At 68.5% G+C, this 19,518-nt stretch carries 14 protein-coding genes; 4 read left to right on the top strand and 10 right to left on the bottom strand.

What is annotated here, in order from left to right; all coding sequences use genetic code 11:
- Positions 1 to 165: 165 nt before the first annotated feature.
- The 7 genes from kduD to O8I58_RS12695 form a co-directional block, all read right to left on the bottom strand.
- Positions 166 to 924 (bottom strand): 2-dehydro-3-deoxy-D-gluconate 5-dehydrogenase KduD, encoded by a 759-nt coding sequence (gene kduD, locus O8I58_RS12725; protein ID WP_298316621.1) that lies wholly within the window; start codon positions 922 to 924, stop codon positions 166 to 168.
- 63 nt (positions 925 to 987) lie between these two features.
- Positions 988 to 1,836 (bottom strand): 5-dehydro-4-deoxy-D-glucuronate isomerase, encoded by an 849-nt coding sequence (gene kduI, locus O8I58_RS12720; RefSeq protein ID WP_298316617.1) that lies wholly within the window; start codon positions 1,834 to 1,836, stop codon positions 988 to 990.
- A gap of 132 nt (positions 1,837 to 1,968) precedes the next feature.
- Positions 1,969 to 3,033 carry a LacI family DNA-binding transcriptional regulator gene (locus tag O8I58_RS12715; RefSeq protein WP_298316614.1) on the bottom strand — a complete coding sequence of 355 codons (1,065 nt, stop codon included), beginning with the start codon at positions 3,031 to 3,033 and terminating at the stop codon, positions 1,969 to 1,971.
- Positions 3,034 to 3,193: 160 nt separating this feature from the next.
- Positions 3,194 to 4,477, bottom strand: a complete 1,284-nt coding sequence (locus O8I58_RS12710) for a TRAP transporter large permease (protein WP_298316611.1) — start codon at positions 4,475 to 4,477, stop codon at positions 3,194 to 3,196.
- Positions 4,478 to 4,480: 3 nt separating this feature from the next.
- A complete protein-coding gene (locus tag O8I58_RS12705; RefSeq protein ID WP_298316608.1) occupies positions 4,481 to 5,008 on the bottom strand; it encodes a TRAP transporter small permease in 528 nt (175 codons plus the stop codon).
- Between the two features lie 13 nt (positions 5,009 to 5,021).
- Positions 5,022 to 6,017 (bottom strand): TRAP transporter substrate-binding protein, encoded by a 996-nt coding sequence (locus tag O8I58_RS12700; RefSeq protein WP_298316604.1) that lies wholly within the window; start codon positions 6,015 to 6,017, stop codon positions 5,022 to 5,024.
- 39 nt (positions 6,018 to 6,056) lie between these two features.
- On the bottom strand, positions 6,057 to 6,875 hold the full coding sequence (locus tag O8I58_RS12695) for a 2-keto-4-pentenoate hydratase (RefSeq protein ID WP_298316602.1): 819 nt from the start codon (positions 6,873 to 6,875) through the stop codon (positions 6,057 to 6,059).
- A gap of 146 nt (positions 6,876 to 7,021) precedes the next feature.
- On the opposite strand from O8I58_RS12695, the gene O8I58_RS12690 reads away from it, so the two are divergent.
- The 4 genes from O8I58_RS12690 to O8I58_RS12675 are packed head-to-tail and all read left to right on the top strand — an operon-like array spanning position 7,022 to position 11,448.
- Positions 7,022 to 8,059, top strand: a complete 1,038-nt coding sequence (locus O8I58_RS12690; protein ID WP_298316599.1) for an alpha/beta hydrolase — start codon at positions 7,022 to 7,024, stop codon at positions 8,057 to 8,059.
- Positions 8,056 to 9,663: a carboxylesterase/lipase family protein gene (locus tag O8I58_RS12685; RefSeq protein ID WP_298316596.1), complete on the top strand. Its 1,608-nt coding sequence runs from the start codon at positions 8,056 to 8,058 to the stop codon at positions 9,661 to 9,663. The genes O8I58_RS12690 and O8I58_RS12685 overlap by 4 nt, the downstream gene beginning before the upstream one ends.
- 33 nt (positions 9,664 to 9,696) lie before the next feature.
- The gene (locus tag O8I58_RS12680; protein ID WP_298316593.1) at positions 9,697 to 10,731 is read left to right on the top strand and encodes a D-hexose-6-phosphate mutarotase; all 1,035 of its coding nucleotides are present in this window, start codon (positions 9,697 to 9,699) and stop codon (positions 10,729 to 10,731) included.
- A 60-nt stretch (positions 10,732 to 10,791) separates the two neighbouring features.
- Positions 10,792 to 11,448 (top strand): HAD-IA family hydrolase, encoded by a 657-nt coding sequence (locus O8I58_RS12675; protein WP_298316591.1) that lies wholly within the window; start codon positions 10,792 to 10,794, stop codon positions 11,446 to 11,448.
- 11 nt (positions 11,449 to 11,459) lie between these two features.
- Here O8I58_RS12675 and O8I58_RS12670 read toward each other — a convergent pair whose 3' ends face one another.
- From O8I58_RS12670 to O8I58_RS12660, 3 genes are all read right to left on the bottom strand, one after another.
- A complete protein-coding gene (locus O8I58_RS12670) occupies positions 11,460 to 15,242 on the bottom strand; it encodes a LamG-like jellyroll fold domain-containing protein (RefSeq protein WP_298322958.1) in 3,783 nt (1,260 codons plus the stop codon).
- 146 nt (positions 15,243 to 15,388) lie between these two features.
- A complete protein-coding gene (locus O8I58_RS12665; protein WP_298316587.1) occupies positions 15,389 to 16,396 on the bottom strand; it encodes a pectinesterase family protein in 1,008 nt (335 codons plus the stop codon).
- A 219-nt stretch (positions 16,397 to 16,615) separates the two neighbouring features.
- Positions 16,616 to 19,393, bottom strand: a complete 2,778-nt coding sequence (locus O8I58_RS12660) for a TonB-dependent receptor (protein ID WP_298316584.1) — start codon at positions 19,391 to 19,393, stop codon at positions 16,616 to 16,618.
- Positions 19,394 to 19,518 lie beyond the last annotated feature (125 nt).

Here is a 19,518-nt window from a genome sequence, read left to right as displayed (position 1 = left end):
TGGCCTTTGCAGCGGAGAGGGCGCAGTACCGGCAGATCGGTGGCAAGCGATGAAGCCTGGCGCTTTCGCTCACCGTGCGGCTTCGCCCGTACCCCGCCCCCTCCTCTCCCGCGGGGAAGCGGGGCTTACAGCGATCTCAGCGCCCTGCGCGCAGGGCGCTGGAAATCACCGCGCCAACCAGCCGCCATCGACCGGCAGGATGGCGCCGTTGACGTAATCCGAAGCGCTGCTGGCCAGGAATACCGCGGCCCCGCCCAGGTCGTCCGGATTGCCCCAGCGACCGGCCGGGATGCGCTCCAGGATGGCGTTGTTGCGCGCGGCATCGGCACGCAGCAGCGCGGTGTTGTCGGTGTCCATGTAGCCCGGGGCGATGGCGTTGACGTTGATGCCCTTGCCGGCCCACTCGTTGGTCAGCAATTTGGTGATGCCGGCCAGACCGGACTTGCTGGCGGTGTAGGACGGCACCCGGATGCCGCCCTGGAAGGACAGCATCGAGGCCACGTTGATCACCTTGCCGTGCCCTTGCGCGATGAAGTGCCGGCCCACCGCCTGGGTCAGGAAGAACGTGCTTTTCAGGTTCACGTCCATCACCGCGTCCCAGTCGTCCTCGCTGAAATCGACCGCATCGGCGCGGCGGATGATGCCAGCGTTGTTGACCAGCACGTGCAGGCCACCCAAGGCCTTCAAGGTGTCGGCGACGATGCCGGCGATGGGCGCCAGGCTGCCCAGGTCGGCTTCGATGCTCAGGAAACGACGGCCGGCGGCGCGGACCTGTTCGCCGGTTTCGTCCGACGGCCGGCGTGCGACCGACACGATGTCCGCGCCGGCCTGGGCCAGGGCCACGGCGATGCCCTGCCCCAGGCCGACGTTGCCGCCGGTGACCAGGGCGACCTTGCCCTCAAGACTGAAAGGATTGCCTGCCATGCAGTGGCTCCGGGTTGGTTGCGGGCGGTTGAACGGGGACGCGTGGAACGCGGAACGCTGGCGTCACTTGAGCTGGCAGATGTCCAGCACGTGCATGTCGGTGTAGTCCAGGTTTTCGCCGCCCATCGCCCAGATGAAGGCGTAGTTGCTGGTGCCGGCGCCCATGTGGATGGACCACGGCGGCGAGACCACCGCCTCGTTGTTCTGGATGACGATGTGGCGCTGGGCCTGCGGCTCGCCCATGAAGTGGTAGACGCGATCGTTCGCGCCGAGGTCGAAGTAGAAATAGACCTCGCTGCGCCGATCGTGCAGGTGCGGCGGCATGGTGTTCCAGACGCTGCCCGGCTTCAGCACGGTCAGGCCCAGCAGCAGCTGCGAGGACTGGCAGGTGGCCGGCACGATGTACTGGTAGATGGTGCGCTCGTTGCTGGTTTCCAGCGCGCCGCGATCCAGCGCCACGGCGTCCTTGATCGACAGCTGCTTGGTCTCGAAGCGGGCGTGGGCCGGGGTCGAGGCCAGGTAGAACTGGGCCGGATTAGCGGCATCCTGCGAGGCGAACACGACGTCCTTGCTGCCCATGGCCACGTACAGGCCATCCTTCGGCCCCAGCGTGTAGACGGTGCCGTCGACGCTGACCGTGCCATCGCCGCCACCGACGTTGATGACGCCCAGTTCGCGCCGCTCCAGGAACGGGTGGCCGGCGGCCGAGGCCGGTTCGGTCTGGTCGGGCAGGCGCAGCGGCTCGGCGCCCGGGCTGACGCCGCCCAGGACGAAGCGCTCGTAGTGGGTGTACTTCAGGACCACCTTGCCGGCCGCGAACAGGCCGTCCAGCAGGTACAGGTCGCGCAGGGCGTCGTTGTCGACGCCTTCGATGGCGGCCGGATGGGTGGCGTAATGGGTCTTGCAGTACATGGCAGGCTCCGTGGCTGTGGGCGCCAACAGGGGGCGCTGACGTGATCGACCGGGCCAGTCTAACGATGATTGGCTACCGGTGTCATTTTGCGTTGCACGACCATGGCCGCAATGACCCTGATCTTTCGGGACTCAGTCGGTTTCCGGCGGCTGGCAGGAGTCGCGCACGACCAGGTGGGGACGCACGCTGGCAGCCGGCAGGGTGGTGACCGGCACATCGTCCGGCCGGATCAACATGGCTGCCGCGGTGCGGCCAGTGTCGCGCGTATTGCGCCGGACAGAGGTCAGCGGCGGCCACAGCCGCGAGGCCAGCGGGCTGTCGTCGAAGCCGACGATGGACAACTCGCGCGGCAGGATCATGCCGGCCCGCAGGGCGACCTTGTAGACGCCGGCCGCCATTTCGTCATTACCGGTGAAGATGGCGCTGGGGCGCTTGCCCTTGAGCAGCAACTTCTCGGCCGCGGCCACGCCGGATTCGAAGGTGTAGCCGGCTTCGACCACGCGCGCCTTGGGCAGCTCGATGCCGCGCCGGTTGAGCGCTTCCAGAAAGCCCGCGGTGCGCTCCTGACTGGAACGGTAGACGCTGGGGCCGGTGATCAGGCCGATGTCGCGGTGGCCCAGCGACAGCAGGTAGTCGGCGGCTTCGGTGGCGCCTTCGCGGTCGTGGGTGACCACCGTGGGCGAGCCCGAATCCAGCGGCAGCGACGCGATGCGCACGTAGCGACAGCCGATCTGGGCCAGCATGTCGGCCAGCGCCTGGTCCTCGGACGCGCGTGGCACCAGGATCACGCCATGCAGCTTCTGCTGCTGGACGAAGCGGCGCACGCCTTCGATGTAGCCGGGGCTGCGGGTGTCGCAGGGATGCACCACCAGCTCGTAGCTGGAACCGCGCAGCGCGTCGAGCGCACCGTTCTGCATGTCCACCACATACTGCGCCGTCGGGTTGTCGTAGACCATGCCGATCAGGAATGAGCGCCGGAAGGCCAGCGCGCGCGCCAGCGGGTCGGGCGAATAACCCACCTCGCGCATCAGTGCCTGGACCTTGTCGCGGGTGTCGGGCCGGACCAGTGGCGAATCGTTGATGATCCGGGACACGGTCTTCTTCGACACCCCGGACAGGCGCGCGATGTCGTTGATCGTCGCGACCCGGCCCGCAGGCAGGCTGGACGTGGGCGCTTCAGCTTTCTTGCGCGACATGACGGTCCCCGCTGCGAAAAGAAGGAAGTCTAGCGGGTCGGCGGTCAACCGCCGTTGGACCGGCCAGGCCGGCGCACCGGCCCGTGCCTCCTGCGTTGCGGCCGTGCAGGCCCGCGCCCGCCGCGCCTGCCCGTCGCGGGGTTCCCGCGGCCTGGCGCCGCTAGGCGCGCAGCAGCGCCGGCAGCCACATCGACAACTGCGGGAAGAACGTCACCGCCAGCAGCACCAGTAGCGCCGCCAGCCAGAACGGCCAGATCGTCCGCATGCTCTGGGCCACGCTGATCTCGCCGATGGCCGTGCCGATGAACAGCACCGACCCCACCGGCGGGGTGACCAGGCCGATGCCACCGGTCAGCACCAGCACCAGGCCGAAGTGGATCGGGTCGATGCCATAGGCCTTGGCCACTGGCAGGAAGATCGGCGTGCAGATCAGGATCATCGGCGCCAGGTCCATGAAGGTCCCCAGGATCAGCAGCATCACGATGATCATCAGCAGCACCATCGCCTTGCTGTGGGCGAAGGACTGCAGGAACTCGACCGCGCGCATCGGCACTTCCAGATAGGCCAGAAGCCAGCCGAACACCGCCGCGGTGGCGATCACGAACAGGATCACGCCGGTGGTGCGCGCCGCGTGGGTGACCGTGGCCAGGAAGGTGCGCCAGCCCAGTTGCCGGTACAGCAGCGCCGTCACCGCCAGCGCATAGACCACCGCCAGCGCGGCGCTTTCCACCGCGGTGAAGATCCCAGCGCGAATGCCGAAGAAGATCAGCCCGACCAAACCCAGGCCCGGCAGGGCCGACACCAGCCGCAGCATCACTGCGCGCATGCCCGGGAACGGCTCCACCCCATAGCCACGCTGGCGTGCCACCGCATAGCCGGTGACCATCATCGCGGCGGTCATCAACAGCGCCGGCACGATGCCCGCCGCGAACAGGTCGGCAATGGACAGCCCGCCGCCGGCCGCGGCCGAGAACAGGATCAGGTTGTGCGAAGGCGGCACCAGCAGTGCGACCAGTGCCGCGGTGATGCTGACGTTGACCGCGAAATCGCGGTCGTAACCGCGCTTGACCATCTGCGGGATCATGGTGCCGCCCACCGCCGAGACATCGGCAATGGCCGAACCGGACACGCCGCCGAAGAACAGCGAGGACAGCACGCTGACCTGGCCCAGGCCGCCACGCATGCGCCCGACCAGCGACGCGGCCAGCGCGATCAGCCGCTCGGAAATGCCACCACGCAGCATGATTTCACCGGCGAAGATGAAGAGCGGGATCGCAATCAACGCCGCCGAGCCGACCCCGGCCTGCACCTGCTGCACCAGGACCACCGTCGGCAGATCCAAGTACAGCAGCGCGGCCAATGCCGCCGCGCCCAGCGCATACCCGACCGGTACGCCAACCACCAGCAGCAGAATGAACACCCCGAACAACAATGCGATGCCCATGGTTCAGCCCTCCCCTTCGACGGCCGCCGGGCGCAGCGCCAGGACCAGCCGGTACAACCCGAACACCACCATCAGCGCACCGCCCAGGCACAGCGGCGCGTAGTTGATGCTCTGCGGCAGCGGTGCGCCGGCCGCCTTGATCGTCAGGCCGTCCAGCAGCAGCACCCCGCTCCACCACGCCAGTACCGCCCCCACGCCCACGATCACCAGCGGCCTGATCGCTTCCAGCACGGTGCGCAGGCCACCATGGGCGCGCTGGGCCAGCAGGAAGAAGCCGAAATGGCGGTTGTCGTGCACCCCGGCCGCGGCGCCCATCGACATGGCCGTGCTCAGCAGCAGCAGCGTCACCGGCTCGGTCCAGCTGGGCGAATCGTTGAGCACGTAGCGGGCAAAGACCTGCCAGCCCTGCACCACCACCAGGCCCAGCAACGCGGCGGCGGCGATGCCGATCACGCCGCTGGCCAGCCGGTCCAGCGCGCGGCCCACGCCGGCAACAGGCAACGGGAATGAAGCAACTTGAGTCTCGGACATTCGCATGGCGTCCTCAGGCGAAATCGCGGATGCGACGGTAGAGCGGCTCGATCCCGGGCATGGCCCGGTAGCGGGCCAGCAGCGGCGCGGTCGCGGCCCGAAAGGCCGGGGTATCCACGTCGTTGAACTTCACCCCGGCGGCGACCACCGCGGCCCGCGCCTGGTCTTCGGAGGCATCCCACAGCTGACGCATCACCGGCACCGAGGCGCGCGCGGTCTCGATCACCAGCGCACGGTCGTCCGGGCGCAGCGCCTCGAAGCTGCGGCGCGACATCAACAACACGTCCGGCGCGTAGGAGTGCTCGCTACGCGACCAGTAATGCGCGGCCTCGAAATGGCGACTGGAATGGAAGCTGCGGATGTTGTTCTCCGCGCCGTCGATCATCCGCGTTTCCATGCCCTGGAAGGTTTCGCCCAGCGACATCGGCGTGGGATTGGTGCTCAGCATCCGCATCAGTTCGATGAACATGTCCGAGGCGGCCACGCGCATCTTCAACCCGTGCAGGTCGTGCGGCTCGACCAGCGGCTTGTGCGTGTTGTAGAAGCAGCGCGCGCCGGAATCGTAGATCGCCAGGCCGACCAGATCGCGCGTTTCGAAGCCACGCAGCACCGCGTCGCCCACCCCGCCATCGATGGCCCGGCGCAGGTGCGCGACCGAATCGAAGACATACGGCAGGCACAGCGCACTGGTCAGCGGAAACGCGTTGTTGAGCGCACCGGCGTAGACCCGGGTGATGTCGATGGCACCGAAGCGCGCCATGTCGATCGCCTCGGCCTCGCGGCCCAGCTGGCCGGCGTAATACATGCGCAGGCGCAGGCGCCCGCCGGTCTGGCGCTCCAGGGTCTGGCCGATCCACTGCACCGCCTGCACGGTGGGGTAGTCGGCCACGTGGACGTCGCTGGCGGTCAGCAGCTGCCCGCCCCCGGTCCGGGTGATTGCCTGGCCCAGCCGTGGCAACGCGGCAAGCGCGCCCACAGTGGCACCGAGCATGGTCCTGCGAGTGATCATGGCGCCCTCCCGCGCGTTGTCACCCCATCGTGCGCAACGTTACGCGGCGATGGCCTTGCATGAAATTTCTGCGTATCCCTCGAACCGGATCAGCGCCTGCTGGCCGGCTTCGATGTCGTGAATCCCGGTGGCATTGCCGGTAGCGATCAGATCGCCTTTCTTCAACGGCCGCCCGCGCCGGGCCGAACGCCCCAGGGCGAACGCGAACGCCGCCCGCAGCCCGCCCGGCAGCAGGGTCGCACCGCCGGTGCCGACGCTGCGGCCCTCGATCAGGGTCTCGGCCCGCAGCGCGGTTTCGTCCAGCGCCTGCCAATCGGGGACGACCGGCCCCAGGATCAGGCCGTTGTTGTTGCCGAAATCCGAGACCACCACGCGCGGCCCGAGCTGGTTGATGGTGGCCAGCGGGCTGCTGGCGATCTCCACGCCCAGCAACAGGGTCGAGGCGATGGCCGCGGCCTGTTCGGGCGTGTACGCCAGCTGGTCGGCAGGCGCGTCCTGTTCCAGGCGCAGCACGTATTCGGCCTCGACCGCCGCAAAGCCCCCCACGAACACGGGGAATTCCACGATGGCACCGGTGGCATCCCAGCACTGGCGGGCGTAGATCGGGCCCAGCAGGCGGTCGTCACCGCTGGCGTCGCGGCGCCCGGCGGCGATGTAGCCCACCTTCCAGCCGACCACGGTGTCCGGCCACTGGGCGATGGCCAGGTCCTGCACCGCGTAGGCGCGCTCCAGGTCTTCCGGGATCGTCCCGGGGAACCCCGGCAGCGAAACGCCCTGCTGGCGGGCCCGCACGAAGCTGCGCGCAATGGCGTCGGCATCGGCGGGCGGCGGATCGGGTTGGTTGCTGTCCTTGCTCAAGACGGTGTCCTGCGTAGGCGGAAGTTGTTGCACTGCCCATCGACAGCGCCTGGGGTCGATGTATATGGTAAACCGGTGTCATTGGCAATGTGCACCGCGACATGGCTTGATGCACGCCTCGCTGGACACCCTGGGAGGGGTTGCAAATGCAGACTGGAAAAACCTGGGGCGCCGCAGCGCGCCTGCTGGCCTGGGCCGCGCTGGCCTGTCTTTGCGGGCCGGCGACCGCCACGGCCGCCGAACACCGCGCCGGCGAGTCGCCGGGCGAACGTGACAGCCGGATCCTGCTGTGGCCCGGTGGGTTGGCCCCGGGCGATACCGCGCTGGAAGACGCCGACCGGATCACCGACCGCAGCGACGATTCGGCCAAGCCAGACCGTTTCATCGACCGGGTCAGCCATCCCTACCTGGTGGTCTACCGCCCGGCCAGGCCCAACGGCATGGCCCTGCTGGTCACGCCCGGCGGCGGTTACGGGCGGATCGTCCTGGATAACGAAGGCACCGGGCTGGTGCCCGACTTCGTCGAGCGTGGCGGATTCACCCTGTTCGTGCTGCGCTACCGGCTGCCGGCCGAAGGCCACCCGGACCCGCGCGACGTGCCGCTGGCCGACGCGCAGCGCGCCATGCGCCTGATCCGGGCCCACGCCGCCGACTACCAGGTCGATCCGCACAAGGTCGGGATACTGGGTTTCTCCGCCGGCGGCCATGTCGCCGCCAGCCTGGCCACGCGTTTCGATGCCAGGGTCTATGCGCCGCTGGACGCTGCAGACCGGCAGTCGGCCCGGCCGGACCTGCAGCTGCTGGTCTACCCGGTGATCGACCTGGGGCTGGAGATCGCCCATGCCGGCTCGCGCGAGCGCTTGCTCGGTGCCGGCAACGACGCCGCCGCGCGCCAAGCCTATTCGGCGCAGAACACCGTCACTGCCGCCAGTCCGCCGGCCTTCCTGGTGCACGCCCAGGACGACACGGTGGTACCGGTGGCCAACACCCTGGTCTATGCCCAGTCGCTGCTGGCCCACCAGGTGTCCACCGAACTGCATGTCTTCCCGGTGGGTGGCCACGGCTTTGGCATCGGCCAGGCCGACGGGCTGACCCTGTCGGCCTGGCCGCGGCTGGCGATGGACTGGATGCGCTGGCAGTACACGCAAGGGGATGCGGGCAAGTCCGCGGAGACCGCACGATGAGCCACGACGGCGGTGCGCGCCGCGCATTCCTGCGGCAGGCCGCGCTCGGTGGCCTGGCCCTGGCCACTGCACCGGCGTGGTCGGCCCAGGCAACGCACGGCGCCAGCGCCGATGCGCCACTGGCCCGCACTCGCAGCGGCCAGCTACGGGGTTACAACGACGGCGGCATCAAGGTCTTCAAGGGGATTCCGTACGGCGCAGACACCGCGACCCGGCGCTTCCAGCCGGCGCTGCCGGAACAGCCCTGGCAGGGCGTGCGCGATGCCACCCGAGCTGGCGCCGCCGCGCCACAGGCCAAGGCCGAGGAAGCCACCAGCGAGGACTGCCTGTTCCTCAATATCTGGACACCGGCGCTGCGCGATGGCGGCAAGCGGCCGATCCTGTTCTACATCCACGGTGGCGCGTTCAACAACGGCTCGGGCAGCGACGCGCTCTACGATGGCGTGCCGCTGTGCAGGCGCGGCGACGTGGTGGTGGTCACCGTCAACCACCGGCTCAATGCCTTCGGCTATCTGTACCTGGCGCAGCTGGGCGACGGGTCCTTCGCCGACTCCGGCAACGTCGGCCAGCTCGACCTGGTGCAGGCGCTGCAGTGGCTCCGCCAGCATGCGCAGGAATTTGGCGGCGATGCCGGCAATGTCACCGTGTTCGGCCAGTCCGGCGGCGGCGCCAAGATCGCCACACTGATGGCGATGCCCGCGGCCCAGGGCCTGTTCCACCGCGCCTGGACGATGAGCGGCCAGCAGGTCACCGCCTGCGGGCCACGTGCGGCCACCCAGCGCGCGCGGATCTACATGGACGCGCTGGGCGTCAAGGACGCCGCAGGCCTGCGCACGCTGCCGGTCGAACGGCTGCTGGAAGGCCTGCACGTGCGCGACCCGTCGCGCGCGGAAGACACCGCCCTGTACCTGGGGCCGGTCATGGACGGCGGCGTGCTGCCGGCGCATCCGTTCTGGCCGGAGGCGCCACGGCAATCGGCGCAGCTGCCGATGGTGATCGGCAATACCCACGACGAAACCCGCGCCTTCCTGGGCAACGACCCGCACCATTTCGAACTGTCCTGGGACGAACTGCCGGCGCTGCTGGAGCAGCAGCAGTTCGTCGACCTGCTGCCGGCGACGGTCATCGCCGAATACCGCCGCCTCTATCCGCACGCCACGCCCTCGGACGTGTTCTTCGCCGCCACCACCGCCGGGCGCTCGTGGCGCGGTGCGGTGGAGGAACTCGAAGCGCGCGCGCGCCAGGGCGCGCCGACCTGGGCCTACCAGCTGGACTGGTACGACCGCGCTGGCCCCGCGGCCAGACTCCGCGCCTGCCACACGCTGGACATCCCGCTGGTGTTCGACACCATCGCCCAGCCCGGTTCGCGCACCGGCACCAGCGCGGCCGCCAGGCGCATGGCCACGCAGATGTGCGACACGCTGCTGGCCTTCGCCCGCCATGGCGATCCCAACCACGCCGGGCTGCCGGCCTGGAAGCCGTATTCGATGGCACGCCGCGAAACGATGGTGTTCGACGACACCAGCGAGTTGCAGGACGACCCGCGCGGAGGCGAGCGCCGGCTGTACGCGCAGGTGCCGTTCGTCCAGCGCGGCACGTTCTGAGCGCCGCCGCGCGTGTCGTTTCGCCGCAACCCCATGCTCACCTTGCGGCACCGGCGCCCGGCACCGTGGTGGCTCGGTGCCTTGCTGGCGTCGGTCCTGTGCGCCTGCGCGGCACCGCGCACCTTGCAGGCGCCCGCCGGCATCGGTGATGTCGGCGAGACCGCGTTCGCCGCGGTGCAGGCCGAACCGGTCGCCGCGATGACCACGCTGCCGGACGTGCCGGGGCTGTCGCGGGTGCAGTTCGAAGGTTATGACGCAGTGCAGCTGGAGACGCCACAGGGCACGGCCGTGATCGCGTTGTTCGGCGGCCACCTGCTGTCCTACGTGCCGCATGGCGGGCAGGAGGTGCTGTGGCTGTCACCGCTGAGCCCGCGCCCGCCCGCGCCGGTACGCGGCGGCGTGCCGGTGCTGTGGCCGTACTTCGCCCGCCAGGGCCAGCGCGCGGACATGCCCGCGCACGGCCTGGTGCGGACGCTGCCGTGGCGGGTCGTCTCGGCCGAACGCGCGGCAGACGGCGCGCTCAGCGTGGTGATGGCACCGCCGGCATTGCCAGGCCTGGGCCTGTCGCTGCAGATGACCGTGCAGCTGGGCAAGACGCTCGAGCAGACCCTGCTGACCACCAATACCGGCACCACGCCGGTGCGCTTCACCCAGGCGCTGCACACGTATTACCGGGTCGGCGATGCGCTGCAGGTGCGCGTGCGGGGGCTGGATGGCGCGACCTATCGCGAAAAGTCCGAAGGCTTCGCCAACGCCTATCGCCAGCGTGGCGACTGGTCGCTGGCGGATATCGGCGGCCAGGCCGACCGCCTCTATACCGGCACCGCTGGCGACTACACCATTGACGATCCGATCTTGCACCGTCGCATCCACCTGCGCACCGAAGGCAGCAACAGCGTGGTGACCTGGAACCCCGGCATCGCCGTCGAGACCCGCAGCCCCGACATCGGCCCCGGCTGGCGCCACTACGTGTGCCTGGAAGCAACCAACGCCGGCGCCGATGTGGTGGAACTGGTCCCCGGCGCGCAGCACCGGCTGGTGCAGCGGATCCGCGTGGACCCGGCGTGAGTTGACCCGGCACACAGGCGACGGCCGTTAGGCTGGCCTGCCCCGCCGCTGGACACCGCATTGACCGCCATCCCGCACTACGCCGCCTTCCTGTTCGACATGGACGGCACCTTGTTGACCTCCATCGCCGCCGCCGAGCGGGTCTGGACACGCTGGGCGCGCGAACACGGCCTGGACGTGGCGACCTTCATCCCCACCATCCACGGTGCGCGTGCCATCGACACCGTGCGCCGGGTGGCCTTACCGGGCATGGATGCCGACGTCGAAGCCGCACGCATCACCGCCTGGGAGCTGGAGGACATGGCCGGCGTGGAGGCCATCGCCGGCGCCGCGGCGTTCACCGCCAGCCTGCCGCCGCAGGCCTGGGCCATCGTCACTTCCGCGCCGCGCGAACTGGCCGTGCGCCGGCTGCAGGCGGCGGGCTTGTCGCCGCCTGCCGTGATGGTGGCAGCCGAGGACGTCGAACGCGGCAAGCCCGATCCGTCCGGCTACCGACTGGCCGCGGCGCGGCTGGGCGTTGATGCGAAGCATTGCTTGATCTTCGAGGACGCACCGGCTGGGATCGGCGCAGGCGAAGCCGCCGGTGCCGAGGTGCTGGTGATCACCGCCACCCACGCCGATCCCCTGGAGACGCCGCACCGCAGCGCGCGGGATTTCCACCAGCTGCAGGCCGTGTCTCACCCCGACGGACTGCAGCTGCGCGACAGCGCGCGGTAGTCCCGCGTCGCTTACCGCGCCGGCAGCGCCAGCGTGTTGTTGCGCAGCGTCACCTCGGGCACCTCACCGTTGGTGACCAGGCGCAGCCGCGCCCCCTCGGCCTTGAAGCCGGCTGGCAATTCCAGGCGCACCTGGGCGGTCCGGGGCTGCAGGTCGCGCGGGGCGTCCAATGCCGGGAACGTCGCCTGCGCAACGCGGCGACCCTGCGCGTCCTCCAGCAACACCAGGCCGGCCGGTGCGTCGATATGGCCCAGGCTGTGCACCGTCACGATCACTGCACCATCGGCCCGCTGCACGTCACCGATGCCGATACCGACGTCGGCACGTTGTTCGACCGGGGTGGCGGCAGGCGTGACCAGTTCCAGGGTCATCACCCACTGTTGGCGCGGCGGGAAACGCACCGCAACCGTGCCGCTTTTCTGCCAGTCGAACTCGCGTGTTTCAGCCTTGCCGTCGATGCGGCCATCGCCATCGCGATCCACGCCGCTGGTCATGCGCCAGCGGCCGGCGCTGATGTTCCAGCCCGTCATCGTGGCGGCCTGCGCCTTGGACGACAGGTTGTAGCCGATCACGGTGAAACTGATGGGCGTGGGCCGCGGCAGCAGCAGGCCGACCTGGACCGCGCCGTCGGGATCATCGAAGCGCCAGCTGACCGTGTTGCCCTGCCAGGTCTGGTTGCGCTTGAGCGCCACCCCGCCCAGGCGCGCGCGCTGCAGCGACTCGGTCGGTGATTCGACCCGGTCGCTCCACCATTGGCCATCGGTGTTGAGATAGAAGTTCTGCTGCTTCTCGCGGGCTTCGGTACGGAACAGCGTCGCCAGCTGCGCGGTGTCGCCGCTGTCCTCCCAGGCGGTGAACCGGGCGAACGGCGAGGCGTCGTCCTTGTCGGCATCGGCGGCGATGCGCTGGCCCCAGCTGTCGCGCTTGCCCAGCGCATCCAGGAAGTTCTCGCCCAGCAGCGACAGCCCGCCCGGCCCGGCGCGATCCACGCGATAGTCCAGCGGCCTGAGGTACTTGTCGTCGCCGCTGAAGCGCCAGGCCGCCCAGAAGGTGTGCATCAGTTCCGAGCCACCACTGCCATCGAACAGCTCGCCGCCGCGGGTGGCGCCGGTGGCCCAGTGGATCTCGTTGGGCAACGCCCACTGCCCCTTGGCGTTGGTATAAGCGTGGGCCAGGTAGCCATCGGCCAGGCCGGTGATCAGGCCACGCGCGGTCGGGTCGGCGTTGTACGCACCCAGCTGCATCAGCGGGTGGACGATGGGGAACGAGTACGGCTTCTGCCATTGCCAGTTGGGCTCGCGATAGACCTTGCGGCCACCGAACCAGTTGCTGGAGAACAGCATGTCGCCATGCGGGTTGACCGTGATGATGTCGGTCAGCGCGTGGGTGGTCTGCATGATCCGCTCGACCGTGCGTGGATCGCCCCAGTTGAGGTACAGCAGCTCGCTGTTGAGGTTGATGCCTTCCTCGTAGGAGTGCAGCTCATCGGTCTCGATCGTGGACAGGCCGTTGGTGAACATGCCGTTGCGGTAGTTGGCCTCGGACAGCGCCAGCATCGAGGCATTGAACTTGTCCGGGTCCACGCCCATCAGCGCCAGCCCCGGCCATTGCTGGGTCAGGTCGGTATCGTCGGAGATGCCGCCACCGAAATCGCCGTAGTCCACCTGGCGCTGGTCGATCCACCAGTTGACGAAGGCACGCGACAGCTTGAGGTCCTCGAGCTGCCAGAACGCCCATGCCGGCACGTCCTTGGGCGCTACCGGCTGTTCGACCGGCAGCGCGTCCTGGTTGCCGTAACTGATGTCGTTCCACAGCACCCGGCCGAGCGTGTGCTCCGGGTCCACCCGCAGCAGGTCGTGCATGTCGCGCTCCAGCCGGCGATACAGCAGCTGGCGGCGCGAGGTGGTGTGTTCTTCCACCAGGAAGCCCCAGTTGTCGCGCGCCTGGTTGAAGCGGTCCGCGACGTGTTCGACCACGGCCTGCGCGCGCGGCTTGAACACCAGGTGGATGCCGGCACCCTCCAGCGCGGCGGCGTTGAAGCCCGGCGCAGCCGAGGCGATGGACAGGTACAGCGCCTGGTCGGGCAGGATCCGGTCACGCAGGTCCAGCCACACCGTGCGCGCCTGGCCAGGCCGCACCGACACGCTGACATCGATCATGTCGCGCGCCGGCCAGATCGGGTCCTTGACCTGGAGATTGAGCGGGATCAGGCCATCGCGCACCGCCGGCAGGTCCAGCGCGGGCAGGTCGATGGCGATGCCGTCCAGGCCGTCATGCATGTTGGTCCAGCCATAGGCCCAGCTGCGCATCAGCGGCTGGTCCGGCGGCGGATCGCCCAGGGTGGACGGCACCAGGATGTGGACGATGGGCCGCGCGTCCTGCACAGCGGCCATCGGCTTGCGCACGCGCGCCGGCGCGCGGTTCGGCAGGGCGACCACGGTGCTGCGCTCGGCCACCGGATACCGGCCGTCGATGAACGCGCGCAGCTCGGCCAGGTTGTCGTAGTCCGGCAGCGCATTGGCCTGCACGGTGTAGTCCAGCGTGGCCGCGCCGCGTGGCACCTGGCCGGCGGCGACGTTGTAGGCCCAGATCTCCTGGATCGGGGTTTCCTGTTCGACATTGGTGAAGCGCAGGTGCCCACCACGAAGCGGCGCGAACTGATCGACGCTGCGCACCACGCCCTGCGGCCGCTCGAACAGCATCTGCGCCGACGCGTCGCTGGCAAGAGCCTGTGCCGACCAGGCCGCGCGGCCATAGGCGGCGCCGCGGATCTCGATGCGGTTGAACGGCTCGTCGGGCAGGGCAAGGTCCAGGGCCTTGCCGCCTTCCACGTAGACGTTCCAGTCAGGCAGCTCGAAGTAGTCGGTGCGACCAGCCAGGCGCGAGCGGTTGTAGACACCGGGCCAGGTGGTTTCGGCGATGCCGTCGGTGCCCTTGAACATCCAAGCCTTCAGGTCACGCGCATCGGCGAACTCGACCTTGCGGATCGCGGTGACCGACGCGTCCAGCACCGGCGGAGCGTGCCGGTCCCAGCCATAGCGATGCAGCCAGGCCTGTTGCACGTCGCCGGCGGACTGGACCGATGCGGGGTCGCGCAGGGCGGCCAGCGCGGCCATGCCGGCGCCGTCGAGCATGCGGTCGTAGATGCGGATCTCGTCGAAGTCGCTGCCGCGCAGGAAGTTGTAGCGGCTCTGCACCTGGTGCGGCGACATCACCCGCCCGGCCAGGCCGAACTGGTCAAGGCCGGCGTCCAGGTCGATGGTGGTGTCCCTGCGCGCGGCTTCCTTGCCATCCACGTACAGGCGCACGCCAAGGGTTTCGTCCCAGGCGAAGGCGATGTGGGTCCAGTCGCTGGCGGCCGGTGCGGCGGGCAGGTCGAACGAGACCCGGACGCGGGCCAGGTTGGCGTCGGTGACGAAGGCATCGAAGCCGTGCCCGTTCCAGTCGATGCGCAGCCAGGCCATGTCCCAGCTGGTGTGGTCGGCATAGCCGACCCGGAAGATCACGAACGGCGCCTGCCCCACCGGCTCGCGCGAGCGCCAGAAGAACGACAGCGTGCCGCGCTGGGTGTACAGGTTGCCCGGCGCGTTCCACGACAGCACGCCATCGTCGGCCCATTCAATGGCCTTGCCCGACTTGCCGTTGTCGACCAGCTTCACCTTGTCGCGGAAGTTCGGCACCGCCTGCCCGCCGGCGACATCGGCGTCGAAGCCATGATCGGCACTGACACGGAACAGCAGCTGCGGTGGCTGTGCCGCCCACGCCGAGCCACTGCACAGCCCCAACAGGCCCAGCCGGGCCACCCATGTCCACACCTGCCTCGATCGCACCAGCCCACTCCCTTCGCTTGCCATCATCGCAACACCGCCGCCGGCGCATCCCCTGTTCTGCAGCCTTGCCGGTTGCGAACGCCTCCGCATCGGCCAACCCGGCTTCGGCCCTAGTCCCCTTCGAACGGGCGCCAGTCACCAAGGATCGCCGTCGTCGTGTACTGCGCGGCTTCATCGCCGGACAGGTGATGCGACCACGACACCCGCTCCTCGGGCGCGGCGCCGGCGCCCTTGCTGCCGAACTCGCCGTAGTAGGTGGTGGCCTGCGCATCAGGCTTGTCCCAGTCGTGCCAGCCGGCGGCGAAGAGGTGCCCGCCCAGGTCGCTGTCGATGAACACCGTGCGCGCGAACGGACGCCACGGCCGCCCCAGGTACGTGGTGGCACTGCCTTCGCCGCGCAGGATCGCGCGTCGGAACACATAGCCGAAACGCTGCCCTTCCGGGGTCGAGGCGGCGGTGACATAGCCGAGCGGGCCCTTGGAGACGACCGTGCAGTCGTCAAACAACGCCGTGGCCCCGCCGAAGATGAAATCGACCGTGCCCTCGATGTAGCAATCCTTGAAATGCAGGACGCTGCCCAGATGGGTGTACAGCGTGTCCTGGTTGCCGAGCAGGCGCACGTTGCGGAACCCGGCGTGCGGCGCGGCCGCATACAACGCCAATGCCTGGCCGACGTTGCCGGCGGTGTTCTCGATCGTGAGGTCTTCGGCGATGAACCCATCGCCATACACGTACATCGTCGCCGAGCCGCTGGTCCGCAGCGCCTTGCCGGTGGCCGGGTCGATCCGGTCGGCGTAGTTGTTCCAGCTGATCACGCTGGCACCGGCGCCAGCGCCGATCACGCTGACCTGGTCCTTGCCCTTGGCCACCGTCACCACGCCCGGGTAGAAGCCCGCGCGCAGGCGGATCACCTGGCGCTCGCGGTTGCCATCGGGCACTGCGTCCAGCGCCTGCTGCAGGGTTCGATAGTCGCCACTGCCATCGGCGGCAACCACCCAGTCGCGGGCCATCGCCGGCAGGCTCGCCAGCAGCATCAGGAACAGCAGTGGCCGCAACGGCCGCCGCTCGGAACATCGGGTCAAAGCCGGCATCGTCTTGGCGTCGGGTCTGCGGGTCATGGAATGGAAAGGCCTCGGTCGCGCGGCATCGTGGTCATGCGCGGCGGCACCATCGTAGCGGTTGCCGGAAGCGCCCGGCTCGAAGCGGGCCGCTCGACCTGGCGGTCCATCGGGTCGCCGCCGGCATCACGACGCAGGCGCCGTCCATCGCACGCTCGCGATGGACGGCAGGTGTCGGCCTGCGGGGTTGTACCCTGCGGACAAGGCCAGTTCCGGCGCTCAAAACTTGTAACGCACGCCGATGGAGTACTGACGGCCGGTTTCGCTGTAGGTCAGCGGCAGCTGCATGTCCGAGCCGACCCACTCGTAGTACGCCTGGTTGGTCAGGTTCGATCCTTCGACGCTGATGTCCAGCTTCTCGTCGATCTTGTAGGTCAGCTTGGCATCGACCAGGTTGGAGCCACGCATGCCGTGGACGTCGAAGCCTGTTTCGGTGGCCGGCACCTGGGTCAGGTAGCTGTCGCGGTGGGTCAGGGACACCCGGCCGCTGATCTTCTGGCCTTCGTAGAACAGCGTGGCGTTGTACGCGTTCTTCGACAGCCCGGTCAGGTCGGTGTTGAGCGAGTTGGCACCGCTGCTGGTCAGGTACTGGATCTGCGAATCCACGTAGGTATAGTTGAGCTGGGTACCGAAGTTGGCCCACTTGCCCGGCAGGAAGGTGAAGGGCTGGATGTAATTGAACTCGGCGCCTTTCAGCTTTCCGCCCGGCGTATTGAGCGGCACGCTGAAGACGAAATCATCGGTGGCGGCCGCGCCAGTGCCGTCGAGCAGGCTGAGCGGCAGGCCACTGCTCGCATAGGAAGCGACCGTGCGCGTGGTCTGCACGAAGCTCTCGATGTCCTTGTAGAACAGCGCCAGGCCCAGCATCGCGCCTTCCTGGAAATACCATTCGAAGCCAAGGTCCGCGGTCTTGGCGCGGATCGGGTCCAGGTTCGGATTACCGCCGCTGACAGTGCGCGCGCCGCCGGAAACATTGACCGTCACGCCCGGTGTCAGGCTGCCCAGGCCGGGACGCGACATCACCTTGGCCGCACCGAAGCGGATCAGGAAGTCCGGGGTGATCTCGGCCACCAGGTTCAACGACGGCAGGGTGTCGCTGTACTCGCGTTCGACCGTGGTGTTGACCAGCGCCGAGCCGACCGTGGCGAAACCAGTCGAGGACTGGCTGGTCCTGACGTAGCGCACGCCGGCGTTGCCCGAGACCGGGATCGAACCGATATCGAAACCGAACTCACCCATCAACCAGCCGCCGCGGTCCTTCTCTTCCACGCTGCGGGTGTTGGCGGCGCGCTCGGCCAGGGTCCAGATGCCCGTGCCGCTATAGATGCCCAGCGCATCGGCAAGCGCATCCAGGTCCGGCACCACCCAGGTCCCGGGCGAACCGGAGATGCCCTGCAGGCTGGCCAGTGCGGTGTACTCCACCGGGATGGTCGTGGTGCCGTCGGCGAAGTCCGGGACATCCAGTTCCGAACTCCGGCGCAGCTCCTTGGTGCCGAACGAATAGTTCTTGGCCAGCACGCCGCCCTTCAGGGTGAAGCTGGGGCCGAAGTTCCATTCGAAGTCCAGCGAACCGGTGTCGAAATCGTTATCGACGTACTGCGGGCGCATGCGCACCTCGGCCAGGGTCCAGCCACTGCCATCGGTCGGGTCGATGCCGTAGTTGAACGTGGGCGAGGTCAGGCTGTCGCGATAGTCGTAGCTGTAACCATCGACATTGAGCTTGTCCATGATGACCGTGGTCGAGATCGGGTTGCGGTGCTTGGAGCTGGACGTGCCCACCTGCCCGTTGATCTTGAAGCTGTCGCTGAAGTGGTGCTCGCCATTGAGGCTGAGCTGCTTGAAGACCGTATTCCACTCGTCGTAACGGTTTTCGGAGCGCACGTCGACGTTGTCGAACTGGCCGTACAGCAGCGCGCCGGAACTCGGGTCCACGTAGCCGTCGTTGACCACCATCTCCGGCTTGCCGCCCTGTGAAGCACCACGGCTGAAGCTGATCGCCTCGATGTAGTGCTCGTAGCGTTTGGCGTCGATCTTGGAGTACAGGCCGTCCAGCGAGAACTCGGTGTCGTCGTTGGGCTTCCACTGCAGCGAGCCGGTCACGCCCAGGCGTTTCTGGTCGTGCTCCATCTGCGTATAGCGCGGGATGCGTGGGCTGTAGACCGAGGTGCTATTGGCCTCGGCGAACGGCGAAGCGCTGCTGTAGCCGTTGTTGGTGGTGCCGTTGGCCCAGCGCGTGGTGCCGCTGCCTTCCTCGATGATGTTGCGCTCGGAATAGGCCACCGACAGCAGCGCGCCGAAGGTGCCGTCGGCCCAGGTGTTGGCGACCAGCCCAGCCACCCGCGGGTCCACCTTCTCGGCCATGGCGTTGTAGTTGCTCTCGCCGCTGGCGGCGAAGGTGAAGCCGTCATAGTCGAAGGGCCGCGCCGTGCGCAGGTCGACCGTGGCGCCGAGCGAACCTTCTTCCACGTCGGCCGAGGCGGTCTTGCGCACCAGCATCTGGTTGAACAGATCCGAGGCGAACACGTTGAAGTCGAAGCCGCGGCTGCGATTGGTGCTGCCGCTCTGGTCACTGGCGCCGACCGTGGTCAGTGCCTCCATGCCGTTGATGCGCACGCGGGTGAAATCCGGGCCCAGGCCACGCACCGAGATGTTGCGGCCTTCACCGGCGTCGCGGGTGACGACCACGCCCGGGATGCGCTGCAGCGATTCGGCCAGGTTGTTGTCGGGGAACTTGCCGACGTCCTCGGCCACGATGGCATCGACCATGCCCTTTTCAGCGCGCTTGATGTCCAGTGCCTTTTCCACGCTGGCGCGGTAGCCAGTGACGGTCACCGCGCCAAGCTCGGTCGGGGTCTGCGCCGGCGCGGTTTCCTGCGCGGCTTCGGCCTGGGCCACGCTGGCGTCCTGCGCCAGCGCCGGCACGGCCTGCAAGGCGAGGGCGATCGAACAGGCCAGCAAGGTAACCGGTGTCTTTCTGATTCGAGAACGTGATTGCATGTTCACCCCTCCCGAGGGCACATGAAGTGAGCGGTCATCGCGCACGGATCGCCACAAATGACACCGCTGGTCAAAGCGACACTATCAGCTGAAAAATGCAGCAGCATCTTGCAGTGCAGCAGGTT

Source organism: Pseudoxanthomonas sp. (genome assembly GCF_027498035.1).
Taxonomy (GTDB): Bacteria; Pseudomonadota; Gammaproteobacteria; order Xanthomonadales; family Xanthomonadaceae; genus Pseudoxanthomonas_A.
The sequence above is the reverse complement of the archived record's forward strand: the minus strand, read 5'-3'. Positions and strand labels throughout refer to the sequence as shown.